The 14,146-nt window shown below is 62.9% G+C and carries 7 protein-coding genes and 1 pseudogene; 6 read left to right on the top strand and 2 right to left on the bottom strand.

Annotated features, from left to right (window positions below):
* The first annotated feature begins 44 nt into the window (after window positions 1-44).
* On the top strand, window positions 45-1,262 hold the full coding sequence (locus NKI01_RS00850) for an MFS transporter (protein ID WP_031194316.1): 1,218 nt from the start codon (window positions 45-47) through the stop codon (window positions 1,260-1,262).
* On the opposite strand, the gene dgcA is transcribed toward NKI01_RS00850, so the two are convergent.
* The gene (gene dgcA, locus NKI01_RS00845) at window positions 1,233-2,216 is read right to left on the bottom strand and encodes an N-acetyl-D-Glu racemase DgcA (RefSeq protein WP_352494569.1); all 984 of its coding nucleotides are present in this window, start codon (window positions 2,214-2,216) and stop codon (window positions 1,233-1,235) included. The two genes, NKI01_RS00850 and dgcA, sit on opposite strands and share 30 nt — an antisense overlap.
* 78 nt (window positions 2,217-2,294) lie before the next feature.
* On the opposite strand from dgcA, the gene NKI01_RS00840 reads away from it, so the two are divergent.
* The 5 genes and pseudogenes from NKI01_RS00840 to NKI01_RS00820 all read left to right on the top strand — a co-directional run bounded on the left by NKI01_RS00840 (window position 2,295) and on the right by NKI01_RS00820 (window position 7,241).
* Window positions 2,295-3,479: an ABC transporter permease gene (locus NKI01_RS00840; protein ID WP_023720069.1), complete on the top strand. Its 1,185-nt coding sequence runs from the start codon at window positions 2,295-2,297 to the stop codon at window positions 3,477-3,479.
* A gap of 1 nt (window position 3,480) precedes the next feature.
* Entirely contained in the window at window positions 3,481-4,299 is an 819-nt protein-coding gene (locus tag NKI01_RS00835) for an ABC transporter ATP-binding protein (RefSeq protein WP_023720068.1), read from the top strand.
* Between the two features lie 13 nt (window positions 4,300-4,312).
* Entirely contained in the window at window positions 4,313-5,686 is a 1,374-nt protein-coding gene (locus NKI01_RS00830; RefSeq protein WP_023720067.1) for an MlaD family protein, read from the top strand.
* 127 nt (window positions 5,687-5,813) lie between these two features.
* Entirely contained in the window at window positions 5,814-6,380 is a 567-nt protein-coding gene (locus NKI01_RS00825) for an ABC-type transport auxiliary lipoprotein family protein (RefSeq protein ID WP_502895843.1), read from the top strand.
* Window positions 6,381-6,714: 334 nt separating this feature from the next.
* Window positions 6,715-7,241 (top strand): annotated as a pseudogene (locus NKI01_RS00820) (c-type cytochrome).
* 319 nt (window positions 7,242-7,560) lie between these two features.
* Here the strand turns inward: NKI01_RS00820 and NKI01_RS00815 are convergent.
* On the bottom strand, window positions 7,561-13,947 hold the full coding sequence (locus NKI01_RS00815) for an apolipoprotein A-IV repeat region-like domain-containing protein (RefSeq protein ID WP_352961561.1): 6,387 nt from the start codon (window positions 13,945-13,947) through the stop codon (window positions 7,561-7,563).
* Between the last annotated feature and the right edge of the window lie 199 nt (window positions 13,948-14,146).

Genomic DNA, 14,146 nt, shown 5'->3' with positions numbered 1-14,146 from the left:
GTGGGCCGACCCGGCTGAATGCCGTGCCGACGGATCGCCTGTTAATGTCCTCGCTGCCGCCGCTTTCGCCCGAACAGCTCGTCAAGCCACGCCATTTCGAACTGCGCATGAGCTTGATCTTCTTCACGCTCTTCGTTCCGCTCGGAACGCATGTGCCCTATTTCCCGCTGTGGCTGCAGGCGAAGGGGTTCCATGCCGAGCAGATAGCCGTGATCCTCGCTGCGCCGATGTTCCTGCGCGTGGCGACGACGCCTTTTCTTACCGCTCTGGCAGACAAAGCGAGCGACCGCGCCAATGTCTATGTCGCGCTGGTCGCCGCATCGCTGATCCTGTCCGCCGGCTACCTCCTGCCGCCGACCTACGCCACGGTACTTGCCGTGTCCCTGGCGCTGACGGTCGTCTGGACGCCGCATTCGCCGATTGCCGATTCGCTTGCCCTTTCAGGTGTTCGCCGCTTCGGCTCGAACTACGCCGGCATGCGCAAATGGGGCTCGATCTCCTATCTCTGTGCCAATCTCGCCGGCGGTTTCATCCTGTCGGCAAGCGGTGCGCAGGCTGTTCCGGTGATCATCTTCGCGGCACTGTGTGCCGCGCTAGCCGCCGGACTGATTGCGCCGCGCCTCGGCCGTCCGCGCCGCGCCTCGCCGCTTTCGGCCGCCGATATCCAGCAATCGGCACCGAAACTCCTCAACCGGTACTTCCTCTACTTTTCGACCGGCGTCGGCGTCATCACCGCCAGCCACGCGTTTCTCTACGGCTTCGTGTCGATATACTGGAAGTCGATCGGCATCAGCGATTCGGTTGTCGGGCTGCTGTGGGGGTGGGGCGTCGTCGCCGAGATATGCATGTTCGTCGTCTTCACCCGGGCTTTCGCCTCCTTCTCGGTCGTCTCGATCATGCTGATTGCCGGGATAGGCGCGATCGTGCGCTGGATTGCCTTCCCCCTGATCTGGCCGCTCGGGCTTGGCGTTGGCGGGTTCTTCGCGATCCAGACACTGCACGCCGTCTCGGTGGCGCTGGTGCTGATCGGCCTGCAAAAGATGATCGGTGAGACAATCGCGGAAGAACGCACCGGGGCGGCGCAAGGCATCGCCTATTTCTCCAACGGCTTCTTCATGGCGGTGGCAACGCTGATTTCAGGTCCTCTTTACGATCGCTTCGGCGCGAATGGCTTCTTTGCGATGATCCCCATCGCCCTGACGGGCCTGGCGCTGATCGGGCTTGCCGCGCGTTCAGCCCCACAGCGCTGGCTCGGGCGGTGACACCAGCGAACCTTGGTAGACGAGACCTGGAACGCGGTCGCAGGCTAGCAGCAACGGACCGTCGAGATCGACGAAATCGGCATCCTGCGCCAACAGCACGGCCGGCGCCATCGCAAGCGATGTGCCGACCATGCAGCCGACCATGACGCCAAGACCCAGTTCGCGGGCGCGGTCGCGAAGCACGAGTGCTGCGGTCAGGCCACCCGATTTGTCGAGCTTGATGTTGATGGCGTCGTAGAGGCCGACAAGCGCGTCGAGGTCCTTCGCCTCGTGCACGCTTTCGTCGGCGCAGATCGGCACCGGATGCGCGATGTGGCGAAGAATACCGTCATGTCCCGCCCGCAGCGGCTGTTCGATCAAGGCGATACCGTGCTCGGCGGCAAAGGCGAGGTTTGCGACGATATTGTCGTCATTCCAGCCCTCATTGGCGTCGAGAATGATTCGGCTGTCGGGTGCCGCCGCCGTCACTGCACGGATGCGGGCGATGTCGTTGTCGCCGCCGATCTTGACCTTGAGCAGCGGGCGCTGGGCGTTGGCGCGGGCTTGCGCCGCCATCGCCTCGGGCTCGGCGAGCGACAGTGTGTACGCCGTCTCAAGCGCCCGTAACGGAACGGTTCGTATCATATGCGCCACCGGTGTTCCGCTGATCTTCGATTCCAGGTCCCAGAGCGCGCAATCGATGGCATTGCGTGCCGCACCCGCAGGCATGGCACCGAGCAGGGCGGTGCGGCTGATGCCGCCCGCGATCTCACCGCGCATCGCCTCGATCGCGTCGCGCACACCCTCCACGGTCTCGCCATAGCGCTTGTAAGGGACACATTCGCCGCGCCCGGTATGGCCGTCTTCGCTGATGGCGCAGGAAATCACCTCAGCCTCGGTCTTCGAGCCGCGCGAAATGGTGAAGGTCCCGGCAATAGGAAAGCGCTCGGCCTCGACCGAAATGACACGCGCCATATTTTTCTGCTCCGGCTGTGCAACAAGGAGGATATCGGCAAATCGACAGGTCGGCCCCGTCAGGCTAAACAGGACGCCATGTTGACCATCCGCAAACGCGACGCAAGCGGCCCTGCCAAGGAGCCCGACCACCAGCCGCGCATCGCGATCGGCGAGGAGGGCGGCGTTCTCGGCTGCGCTTTCTCGGGAAGCTGGACGACACGCACCGTGGCGCTGGTCGATGCCGAGATGCGCAAGATCGAGCAGCGCAGCGGCTTCAAGACGCTGGCGCTCGACCTCTCACAAATCGAGAAGATGGACACTGCCGGAGCATGGCTGATCGACCGCCTGGTCAGCAGCTTCGAAAAGAAGGGCGTCGAGATCACGATGCAGGGGCAGAGCGAGATCGCCTCGATCCTGCTTGGCGCCGTCGGGGACGCCGTTCGACGCGAGCCCGAATCAGGTCCGGCAAAGCCGCCCAACTTCATCATTCGCGGGCTCGAGGCGGTTGGCCGGCGCGTTTATGAGATGCGCGACGATTTCCTGGCCGCAATGAACATCCTCGGCGCCACGATACGCGGCTCGCAGATGAAGCTTGGCCGCGGCCATGCCGTCAACATGGCGGCGATCTTCAACCAGATCGATCGCATGGGCGTTGGCGCCATACCGGTGGTTGTGCTGATGTCGGCCATTGTCGGTGCGATCGTCGCCCAGCAAGGCGCCTATCAGCTCAGCTATTTCGGCGCCGATATCTTCGTCGTCGACCTGGTCGGCGTGCTGATCCTGCGCGAGCTCGGCGTGCTGATGACGGCGATCATGATCGCCGGCCGCTCCGGTAGCGCGATCACCGCCGAGATCGGCTCGATGAAGATGCGCGAGGAGGTCGATGCGCTGAAAGTGATCGGCCTCAATCCAATCGGCGTGCTGGTGTTTCCGCGGCTGGTCGCGCTGGTCGTCGCGCTACCTTGCCTGACGATCATCGCCAACTTTGCCGCGCTGGGCGGCGGCATTTTGGCTGCATGGCTCTACTCCGATATTGCACCGGCAGCGTTCATTGACCGGCTGCGTGTCGCAATCGACCTCAGCACCATCTTTGCCGGCCTGATCAAGGCGCCTTTCATGGCCATGATCATCGGCATAATTGCCTCGGTCGAGGGCATGAAGGTTGGCGGCAGCGCCGAATCGCTTGGCCAGCATGTGACCGCCTCAGTGGTGAAGTCGATCTTCGTGGTCATTATCCTCGATGGGCTTTTCGCCATGTTCTATGCAGCGATCGAGTTCTGACATGGCGCTGCCGGGCACAAACACGACCAAGGTGGCGGAGAAAGCCAAAGAGGACGAGATCGTGCTGTCGGCGCACGACGTCACGGTGTCGTTCGCCGACCAAGTCGTTCTCGACAAATTGTCGCTCGACATCTGGCGCGGGGAGATTCTCGGCTTCGTCGGTGCCTCCGGTGCCGGCAAATCTGTTCTCTTGCGCACCATCCTTGGCCTGACGCGCAAGCAATCGGGAACAATCAAACTGTTCGGCGTCGACGTCGAGAAGGCAAGCGAAAGGGAGCGCCTTCGCATCGACATGCGGCTTGGCGTGCTGTTCCAGCACGGCGCGCTTTTTTCGGCGCTGACCGTCCTCGAAAACGTCCAGGTGCCGATGCGCGAATATCTCGATTTGCCGAAGAAGCTGATGGACGAACTGGCCATGCTCAAGGTCGAGCTGGTCGGACTGCCGCCGGACGCGGCGCAGAAATTCCCTTCCGAGCTTTCCGGCGGCATGATCAAGCGTGCTGCGCTGGCGCGCGCTCTGGCGCTCGACCCGGATATCGTCTTCCTCGACGAACCGACTTCCGGCCTTGACCCGATCAGCGCGGCTGAGTTCGACGAATTGGTCGTCAAGCTGCGCGATACGATGGATTTGACCGTGTATATGGTCACGCACGATCTCGACACGCTGTTTACCGCGTGCGACCGCGTGGCGGTGCTTGGCAAAAAGAAAGTGCTGGTCGAGGGCACGATCGACGACATGCTCAGGAGCGAGGAACCCTGGGTAAAATCCTATTTCCGCGGAAAACGCGCCCGGCAACTTGATCTTGCGGCGCGCGCATAGCCATAAGTGAGCAATGGAAACCAGGGCCAACTACGTCATTGTCGGCATTTTCACGCTGGCCGCCATCCTCGCGGCTTTCGCTTTCGTCTATTGGACGGCGGCGATCGGCGACAAGGGTGAGACGACCATATTGCGCGTGCGCATTCCAGGGTCGGCTTCGGGACTCGGCCGTGGCAGCTTCGTACTGTTCAACGGCGTCAAGGTCGGCGACGTGCGCCGTGTCTATATCGACGTCGACAATCCGACCGCTGCCATCGCCGACACCGAAATAGACCGCAATACGCCGATCACCAAGTCGACGCAGGCCGATATCGGGCTTGCCGGCCTCACCGGGCAGGCCAATATCGAGCTCAAGGGCGCCGACCCCAAGGAGCCAAAACTCCTCGACGAGGCGGAAAAGGAAGGCCGTGTCGCTGAGATCGTTGCCAACCCGTCGGCGGTCACCAATCTGCTGCAGACGGCGCAGAACATCTTCACCCGCGCCGACAAGGTCCTTTCGGAGCTCGAAGGCTTCACCAAGGACGTTCGCGGGCCGCTGACGCAGACGGTCAACAATGTCCAGACCTTCTCCGATGCACTGGCCAGGAATTCGGACGGGGTCGACAAGTTCCTGGCCAGCGTCAGCTCGCTGGCGGACGAATTGAAGGGTGTTTCGGGCAAGCTCGACGGCACTCTGAAGGCGGCGGAAGGGCTACTCAACGCCGTCGACAAGGACCAGATCAAGAGCATCGTCGCCAATGTCGACACGGTCACTTCCAACCTCAAGGAAACCAGCAAGCAGTTCGACACGGTCATCAAGAACGTCGACACTGCGGTCGGCTCGATCAACGACTTCGCCCAGAAGACGCAAGGCACGCTGGCCAAGGTCGACGGCGTTCTCGACGGCATCGATCCGGCTGAGGTTCGCACCGCGCTGGCCAACATCCAGAAGGCCAGCGAAAACGCCAACGAGGCTGCCGCCGACATCGCCAAGGTGACCAACAAGTTCGCCAACCGAGCCGACGACATCGATGAAACCATCAAAGACGCGCACCAGCTCGCAGGACGCCTCAACGATGCCTCGGTGCGAGTCGACGGTATTCTTGCCAAGGTCGACAAACTGCTCGGCTCCGGCCAGGCCGACGGCGTCATGGCCGACGCGAGAGCGACGCTGAAATCGTTCAAGCAGGTCGCCGACACGCTGAACGCCCGTCTCGGTACCATCACCGACAATCTGGCGCGATTCTCGGGACAGGGGCTGCAAAACGTCGAAGCGCTGGTCCAGGACAGCCGTCGTTCGATCACCCGCATCGAGGAGGCGGTAACCGATCTGAGCCGCAACCCGCAGCGGATCCTGTCCGGCGGCGAGGGCGAGGTCCGGCAGTTCGACGGCAGGGTGCGCCGTTGACTTCGGCCTCCGCCCACAGCAAGAACATAGCTTGCAGATACGCGTTGTTTCCACGATCCGGGGGGGATCGCGTTTGAAGTCGATCAGTTCAGGCAGCATCAGATCGAGTGGGTTGAAGAGCGGGGCGGTGTTGCTGGCGCTTGCGCTTGCAAGCTGCGCGGCCTTGCCTGGCGGCGGACCGGCACCGCTGGACACGTTCGAGCTTTCGGCGCCGTCGCTGGAAGCGCGTGCCCACAGCCGTCGCCAGATCCTCATCGCCCAGCCGTCGGCGCTCAAGGCGCTGGACAGCCAGAACATCGTCATCAAGCCATCGCCGCGATCGATCCAGTATCTCAAGGGCGCGCAATGGGCCGACCGGCTGCCGATGATCGTACAAGCGCGGCTGGCAGAGACGTTCCAGCGCTCGGGCAGCTTCACCGGCGTCGGTAAGCCGGGCGAGGGGCTGGCAATCGACTATCAGGTGATCGTCGAGATCCGCTCGTTCGAGGTGCGTGTCGATGGCGGCCAACATGCCGAGGTCGAGCTGTTCGTGCGCCTGTTGAACGACCGCAACGGCGAAGTGCGCGCTTCGAAGACGTTTAGCGCCATCGCGCCCGTTTCGGGCAGCGGCAACCAGGCCTATGTCGGCGCGCTCGACGCGGCGTTCGGTGATGCGGCCGGGCAAATCGTCCGCTGGACGGACACTGTGATCTGACGCGGCCGGAACTGCCGGGCGCAGCTAGGATCAAACTCAATCATCTGACTGCCCCAATGGCCGAGATGGGTGGTAGGTTGCCGTTCGGCTCATCTGCCAGGACGAGCACGTTGCGCCAAAGAAGGCGAAGGCGTTGTGCGTCGGCTAGCGAGCTTCGTAACAGTTGCTCAACCGGACACGACAAGTGCCGACGGTCCAATTGATCGCTGATAGTAATCCGTCCTGGCCATGCTAAAATTTAACGTCCCCGACGTCGCCAAATCGGGGAATTGCGACCAGTTGACGACGCGGGAGGTCGACGGACAAACCACGAACAGACCACAGGGAGGAAGCAATGTTTCGGACACTAATTCATCTTGCATTCTTGACAGCGTCAATTGTTGCCCTGCCATCTTACGCGGCCATGGCCGACGACACACAGATTGCGCGCGGCGAATATCTGGCTCGATTGCCGGCTGCAGCGACTGCCACACACCCGGTTACTTCTTCGGGAAGCCCGACATGTCGCGCTTTCTTGGCGGTTCAGATGTGGGCTTCGAGATTCCTGGTCTTGGTGTCTTTGTCGCCCGCAATATCACGTCTGACAAGGAGACCGGTATCGGAAGCTGGACCCCGGAGCAGATCGTCACCGCGATCCAGACCGGCGAACGGCCGGACGGCCGTATGCTGGCGCCGATCATGCCTTGGCGCGATTTTGCGCATCTCACCGCGGATGACGCCATGGCTATCGCGGCATTCCTCCAAAGTGTGAAGCCGGTCAGCCATCAGGTTCCCGGCCCGTTCAAACCCGGGGAAACGGTGTCGGCTTTCATGATGCGGATTATGCCGCCGGGGGAAGCCGCAGCCGCTGCAACGAAGTAGGGCGGCTTTGATCGGAACGAGATTTTTCTCGCCGAATAGTGGGTGAATGTACCGCCTTGGAGATGGTGAGGCCCGATATCGGAACGGCAAAAATGGGTCGAATTCGGTCGTTCAGAGTGTTTGGTTTTTGACCCTAGAGCATTCTGCCCAATGGTGTTAGTTGGCACCGCAGAAATGCGGCTAAACAACAGATAGAGCAGGATGCCTCGTCATTTGAACGCATCCTGGGGTGTCGCTTCATGCGTTGATAGGATCAAGATCAGCACGGCGCGAAAAAGGCGGGAATTTCCCGCCTTTTTCATGTTCCATTGTCGTCTGATCAATGCAAGCGGCCGCTGGCGTGGGCCAGCATGGTGTAGACCTTGCCGGTATCCGACGTCAGGTAGGTCTGCGCCATGATGTTGTCGCGGTCGTTGCGCGACACGTCTTTGAGCAGCTTTTCGAAATCGTCGCAGTAACGATCGACAGCAGCGCGGAACTCCGCCTCCGACTGATATTTGCGGCGGATCTCGTCGAACGTCTGCTGGCCCTTCAGCGTGTAAAGACGGCGCGTGAAGACGTCGCGCTCGCCGCGCCGGTATCGGTTCCACAGCTCGATCGAGGCATCGTGATCGATGGCTCGGGCGATATCGACGGAGAGCGAGTTCAGCGATTCCACGACATGAAGCGGCGAACGCGGAGCGGGAGCCGGGCGCGGCGCTTCGGCAGGCGCCGCCGGCGTGGCGTCGTCTTCGCGCGATGCACCGGTCAGGAGGTCGCGCACCCAGCCGCCTTGCGGCGTGCGGCCGTTGGGGTCGCGCTGGCGCAGCGCTGTGTCTGCGGGACGTTCGAGGTCGAGCGTGCCGCGCAGCGCCGTCTCGCCCGAAGGCGCCTGCGGTGCATGGCGCTGTTCCGGAGCCGGAGCCGGGCGGCGTGGCGGCTCGGCGGCGCGTGCGGCAGGCGCTTGCGGCGCCGGACGCAGGTTGCGCTGTTCCGAACTGTCGGCGCTGCGGCCAGATTTGGCAACGATTTCAGAAAGTTCCTTCAGCGCGTTGATCTGCTCGGAAACGGCACGGCGGATAGCCGTGGTTGATTCCTTTGCCTCTTCCGGCATCTCGATGACGCCTTTCTTGAGCTCGGCTCGGGTGAGGTCGAGCTCGCTCTTGATCGAGCCGGCGGTGCGCCGCATTTCCTCGGTCGCATCGGCAAAGCGCTTGGTAGCCGAATCGACCACTTCGGAAATCGCGGCACGGATCTTGTCGGCGGATTCCAGCGTCTTGCCTTCGGCGTTCTGCAGCGTCTGGCCGACCAGATTCTCGAACGAGCGCATGACCCGTTCGAGATCTTCCGACTTCTTAACAAGGCCGACGGCGAGGTCCTCCAGCGACGATTGCCTTTCGAGCGTGTGCTCGAGGTTGCTCTGGGCCGAGCTCAGCAGATCCGAGGCGCTGGACAGCAACCGGCTGTGCTCGTCGAACTTGGTGGCGATAGAGGCAACCTCGCGCAAGGTCGAGGACGACAGCTCGGTGAGCCGCGTCGTGTTCGAATCGACAAGGCGCGCCGAGCTGGCGAAAGTCTGGGCGGTCTTTTCCGTGGTCGCCGCGAAGCTTTGCGTGCTCCCAGTCAGGCGTTCGTCGACCTGGCCGAGATTGGTCGCCGCCTGCTCGATCAATTGACCGAGCTGCGAGCTGGAGGCGGTCATGCGGCCGATGAGGTCGGCAACGCTGTCGGCAAGCGTCGAGCGCGCGCCTTCGACGGCCGACAGAGTTTCGGCCGTGCGGCTGGCGAGGGCGTCGACGAGGGCGGCGTTTTGAGTGCGCAGCTTCTCTGTCGCACGTTCGGTGACCTCTTCCATGCTCTTTTGCAGCTCGGAGCCGCCCTGGGCGAAGCGCTCGACCAGAGGCCGTGCCGTCTCGTCCAGGATTTTCGATATTTCGGCCGAACGTGCCGCAAGCATCGTACTGAGCTCGCGAGTATTGGCACCGATGGTCTTTGCAGCGTCGTTGGTGCTCTGGCCGATATGCTGGCCGACCGCGGTGAAGGTTTCGGCGATCGTGTTGGCACGCGAGACTAACTGCGCCTCGGCGTTCGAGACCTGTTCGTTGAGCTTTTGGCCCATTGTCTCGGCAGTGTAGGCGAGGCGGTTCTCGACGCTGGCGACCTGCTCCTCGACGCGGGCCGCTGTGGCGGCAGCACTCGAGGCCAGGCGTTCGTCGGCACCGGCAAGCAGCTGCTCGATTTCACGGGCATGGACGGCGAGTTCCTGGCCAGTCTGCCTGGCGCGTTCGGCAACCCGCTGCTCGGTGCTGGTGAAGGCACCGACAATGTTGTCGGCATGTTCGCCGATTGCGGTGCTGCTGTCGGCGATACGGGACACCAGGCGATGATCGGCCTCCTCGAAGATGCGGCCGATCTCGGACGCACGTGCCGAAAGTGCTTCGGAGCCTTCGGCAATGCGCGAAATAAGTTGCTGGTCGGCGGCATCGAAAATGCGGCCGAGATCCGACGCACGTGCCGCGAGAGCTTCGGCGGATTCGCCGATGCGCACGCCCAGCCGCTCGTCAGCTGTTTCGAAATTGCGCAAGATGTCGCCGGCACGTGCAGCCAGCGACTGGGCCGTTTCGATGGCGCGAGAGACCAGCCTGTGGTCCGCCGCGTCGAAGGTACCGGCAATCTCACTTGCTCGGGTTGCCAGCTGATCGGCCGTCTCCTGGGCGCGCGCGAGCAAGGTGTTCGACGTGTCGTCGGCGCGGGCAATCAGTGCGCTCGACGTATCCTCGGCGCGGGCGGCGAGGCGACGATCCGCCTCCTCGAAGGTGCGGGCGATGTCCTCCGCCCTGGCGAGCAGAGCGGCCGAGGTCTGCTCGGCGCGCTCGGCGATCTTGCGGTCGGCATCGCTGAATGCAGCGCCCGCCTGCTCATGCAGAGCGCTGGTGACTTCCATGACCTTCTCGCGCAGCGCCCCGGCGACGAAGACCGCGCTTCTTTCGAGCACACTGCGAACGTTGTCGACACCCGTCGACAGCGCCCGCTCCATGGTGCTGGCGCGCTCCTCGATGATGCCTGTCTGCCGGCTGAACGCCTGCTCGATCTTTTCCACGTCGGCAGCGATGGCATCGGAGATGTCGGTGCTCCTGGCGGCGATCTGGTCGATATGGCCGGACAGCGAACGGTCGACATCCTTGCGCGTGTCGGCGAGCCTGGAGAGATCGTCCTGCAATGCGCGGGTCAGCATGTCGCGGCCCTCGGTCAGCTTGCCGACATGACCGGCGACAATCTCGTCGACCTCGCTGCGGCTCAATGCAAGCCTCTCCAGATCGGCTTCCAGAGCGCGCCTGAGGATGTCGCGGCCTTCGGCAAGCTTCTCGACCTGGCCGGCAACCAGCCCATCGATGCTCGAGCGGCTTTCGGCCAGCTTGGCGAGATCGTCCTCGAGCGCCTTCGACAGGGTCGAGCGGTCCTGGACGAGCTTCTCCGCGTGGGTAGCGACAAGGCTGTTGACGTTGCCGAGATCGGCCTCTAGGGCGCGCGAAAACTGTGCGCGATTGTCGGTTAATAGCTGCGACTGGTCGGCGATGGCGCCCCTGATCGTGTTGAGATCGGCCTCCAAAGCGCGTTTGAGGATGTCGCGGCCTTCGGCCAGTTTCTCGACCTGGCCGGAAACCAGCCCGTCGATGCTCGAGCGGCTTTCGGCCAGCTTGGCGAGATCGTCTTCCAGCGCGCGCTTGAGGATGTCGCGGCCCTCGGCCAGCTTCTCGACCTGACCGGAAACCAGCCCGTCGATGCTCGACCGGCTTTCTGCCAGCCTGGCGAGATCGTCCTCGAGCGCCTTCGACAGGGCCGAACGGTCCTCGGCGAGCTTGTTCATATGTTCGGAGACGACGCCCCGCACGGTCTCGAGATCGGTCTCCAGTGCGCGCGACAGCTGACCGCGATCCTCCGCCAGCTTCTCGGATTGACTGGCAATGACGCCCTTGACGGTGCTCAGATCGGCTTCCAGAGCGCGTTTGAGGATGTCGCGGCCCTCTGCCAGTTTTTCGACCTGGCCGGCAACCATCACATCGATGCTCGAGCGGCTTTCGGCCAACTTGGCGAGATCGTCTTCGAGCGCCTTCGACAGCGTCGAACGGTCTTCCGCGAGCTTGTTCATGTGATCGGAGACAACGCCGCGCACAGCCTCCAAGTCGCTCTCCAGTGCCCGTGACAGCTGGCCACGGTCTTCCGCCAGCTTTTCGGACTGGCCAGCGATGACGCCCTTGATCGCGTTCAGGTCCGATTCCAGCGCGCGCTTGAGGATATCGCGGCCTTCGGCAAGCTTCTCGACCTGGCCGGCAACCAGCCCGTCGATGCTCGACCGGCTTTCGGCCAGCTTGGCAAGATCGTCTTCAAGCGTCTTCGAAAGCAGGCTGCGATCATCGGCGAGCCTGCCCGAATGATCGGCGATCAGACCTCTGATGTCGGACAGGTCGTTCTCGAGCGACTGGGAAAGACCGCTGCGGTCTTGCGCCAATTTCGCCGAATGGGCCTCGATGAGGCCATTGATGCCGGCGATGTCGGATTCCAGCGCACTGGCGAGTATGGCGCGACCCTCGGCGATCTTTTCGACTTGACCGGCGACAAGGCCGTCGATGCTGGCGCGACTGTCTGCCAGCTTGCCGAGGTCGGCCTCGAGCGCGCGCGAAAGAATGCTGCGGCCTTCGGCGAGCTTTCCGACGTGCCCGGCAACCATTTCATCAATGATCGTGCGGGCTTGTACGAGTTTTCCAGAGTCTTCGTTCAAGGCCTGGGCGAGCCGGTTGCGGCCCTCTTCAAGGCTTTCTAGATGGCTGCCCAGCGAAGCGTCGATCGCTGCACGCGATTCGTTGACCTTGCGCAGATCCTCTTCAAGGGCGCGCGAGATCAGGCCGCGGCCTTCGGCAAGCTTTTGCACCTGGTTGGTCACCGCCGCATCGATTTCGGCGCGGCCCTCGGCGAACTTCGCCAGATCGGCCTGCATTGCCGCCGCCATCCGGTCGCGGCTTTCGGAAAGTTTGCGGCTGTGGTTTTCGACGGCTTCCTCGATGCCGGCGCGAGCATCCGCAAGCCGCTGGATGTCCGTATCGAACGATCGCGATACGACATGGCGCGCCGCTTCCATGCGCCCGGCGAAATCGCCGGCGCGGGCTTCGAGCATGGTCGAGGTCGATGAGATGATGTCGGCCATGTCGGCGCCGATCTGGGTCTTGCCCTGATCGATCATCGCCGACAGCGTCTCCTTGCTATCCTGGAAGGTGTGGGCGATTTCGCGCGCACGCTCGACCAGCGTCTCGTTGATCTGGCGTGCGCGAGCCTCCAGCGCGGCGTTGAGCTTCTGCGTACCGGTGTCGAGCGCCTCGGCGCGGGTCTGGAACTCGCTGATCAACGCCTGGCCACGTTCGGCAAGCGTCCGCTCGATGCCGTTGAGGCTGGCTTCGAATTCGGAATTGAGTGTGCGCGCGGCACCGCCGAGCAGCGACACCATGCCGGTCGTGCGGTCGTCGAGCAGGTCGGTCAGCGACCGCGTCAGGCCATCGGTGGTGTCCGTCAGCTTGGCGATGCGGGTGTCGAGCAGGCTGGCGAAGGCCTCGCCCGACGTCGACAGCCGGTCGGTGATCGATTCGAGCCGGCCTTCCACCGAATCGAAGATCGACATCGAGCTCCCGTTGATCCTGTCGATCAGCGTGTCGCCGGATTCGTTGATCGTCATCGACAGCTTGGTCGAGGCGTTGAGAATGCTGTCGCGAATGATATCGCTGGCGGCGTTGATCTCGTCCTTCAGCGTCTCGTGGGCACCGGTGATCGAGGCGCGCACACGCTCGGCATGGGTGACGACCGCTTCGCGCTCGCTGCCCAGCCCGTCGACCAGCGAGCGGATGCGGGACTCGTTCTCCGAATAGGAGCGCTCGATCTGGTTCACCTCGCTGTGAACCAGCGTTTCGAGCTCGACGGCGCGCGCAAGCGTGCGTTCGATGCCTTCGCCCATGGCCGCCACCTCGCGGCGAACCGCTTGGCCGATCATCATGACGCGATCCTGGGCAAGATTTTCCGGCTCGGCCAGACGGAAGGCCACCTCGGTCATCGACTGCGCGGCAAGGCGCATCTCCTGAGCGCGGCGAATCATCACTGCGAATGCCCAGAACAGGATGACGGGCACGATTGCCGCGACCGCCAGGCCGATCAGCTCGGGACGGGCGAAAAACTGATCGAAGGTGCGGATGTTCCAGATGCCAGGTCCGAACAACAGGTTCGCGAGGCCACCGGCGCCGGCGATCCAGGCCAGCGAAACAAAAGCCACGACCCAATAGATCGTGTTCGAGGCGCGCCGGTTGAGGGTGTGCAGGAGCGTCTTATAGTCTTTTTGACGATCGTCGTTGGCCGGCGAGAAAGCTGGCGGCTGCGAGCCATTGCGCGTTGCGACAGGACGCAACTCAGCCGGCTTGGCTTTTGGCGCGGGATTTAGGTTCTGGCTTTGATTGGCGGCGGGTGCTGCATTCTGGGCCTGGTCGGGGGCAGGCGCCTCGTTCTGGCTGCGGCCTTCGCGCGCCAGTTCGTCGGCGGCTTGCGATATCTGCGCTTCCAGATCTTCCATGGATGCCGCGATGTCGAAGTCGCCGCCGGCATCGCCGCTCAGATCGATATCAAGTGCCTTTTCGAGTTCCCTGGCTACGTCGCTGTCGAGCGTTTTTGTCGTCGTTGGTTTCTTCGCCATGCCTTCGCTACCCTGTACAAGCTGCCGCGGGACTTATGGTTGTGCTTATTGATTCTGCCTAGCGTGTCCCGCGCAGGAGGCTGAAAATGGACCTGTCGTATCGTAATGACACAGCGGGGTAAAGAAAACATGCATTCCGTCCCATACGTAAAACTTTAAATATAAGGTTAACACAGCCGTGATTCCGGCGCCGTTATCG

The sequence above is a fragment of the Mesorhizobium sp. M0815 genome (genome assembly GCF_040319995.1).
Lineage (GTDB): Bacteria > Pseudomonadota > Alphaproteobacteria > Rhizobiales > Rhizobiaceae > Mesorhizobium.
This window is presented reverse-complemented; position numbering and strand designations above follow the sequence as displayed.

What these genes read in the sequence shown, in the direction of transcription:
- NKI01_RS00850 (WP_031194316.1), top strand. Translation starts at nt 45, where the DNA reads ATGTCCTCGCTGCCGCCGCTTTCGCCCGAACAGCTCGTCAAGCCACGC.
- NKI01_RS00840 (WP_023720069.1), top strand. Translation starts at nt 2,295, where the DNA reads ATGTTGACCATCCGCAAACGCGACGCAAGCGGCCCTGCCAAGGAGCCC.
- dgcA (WP_352494569.1), bottom strand. Translation starts at nt 2,216, where the DNA reads ATGGCGCGTGTCATTTCGGTCGAGGCCGAGCGCTTTCCTATTGCCGGG.
- NKI01_RS00815 (WP_352961561.1), bottom strand. Translation starts at nt 13,947, where the DNA reads ATGGCGAAGAAACCAACGACGACAAAAACGCTCGACAGCGACGTAGCC.
- NKI01_RS00835 (WP_023720068.1), top strand. Translation starts at nt 3,481, where the DNA reads ATGGCGCTGCCGGGCACAAACACGACCAAGGTGGCGGAGAAAGCCAAA.
- NKI01_RS00830 (WP_023720067.1), top strand. Translation starts at nt 4,313, where the DNA reads ATGGAAACCAGGGCCAACTACGTCATTGTCGGCATTTTCACGCTGGCC.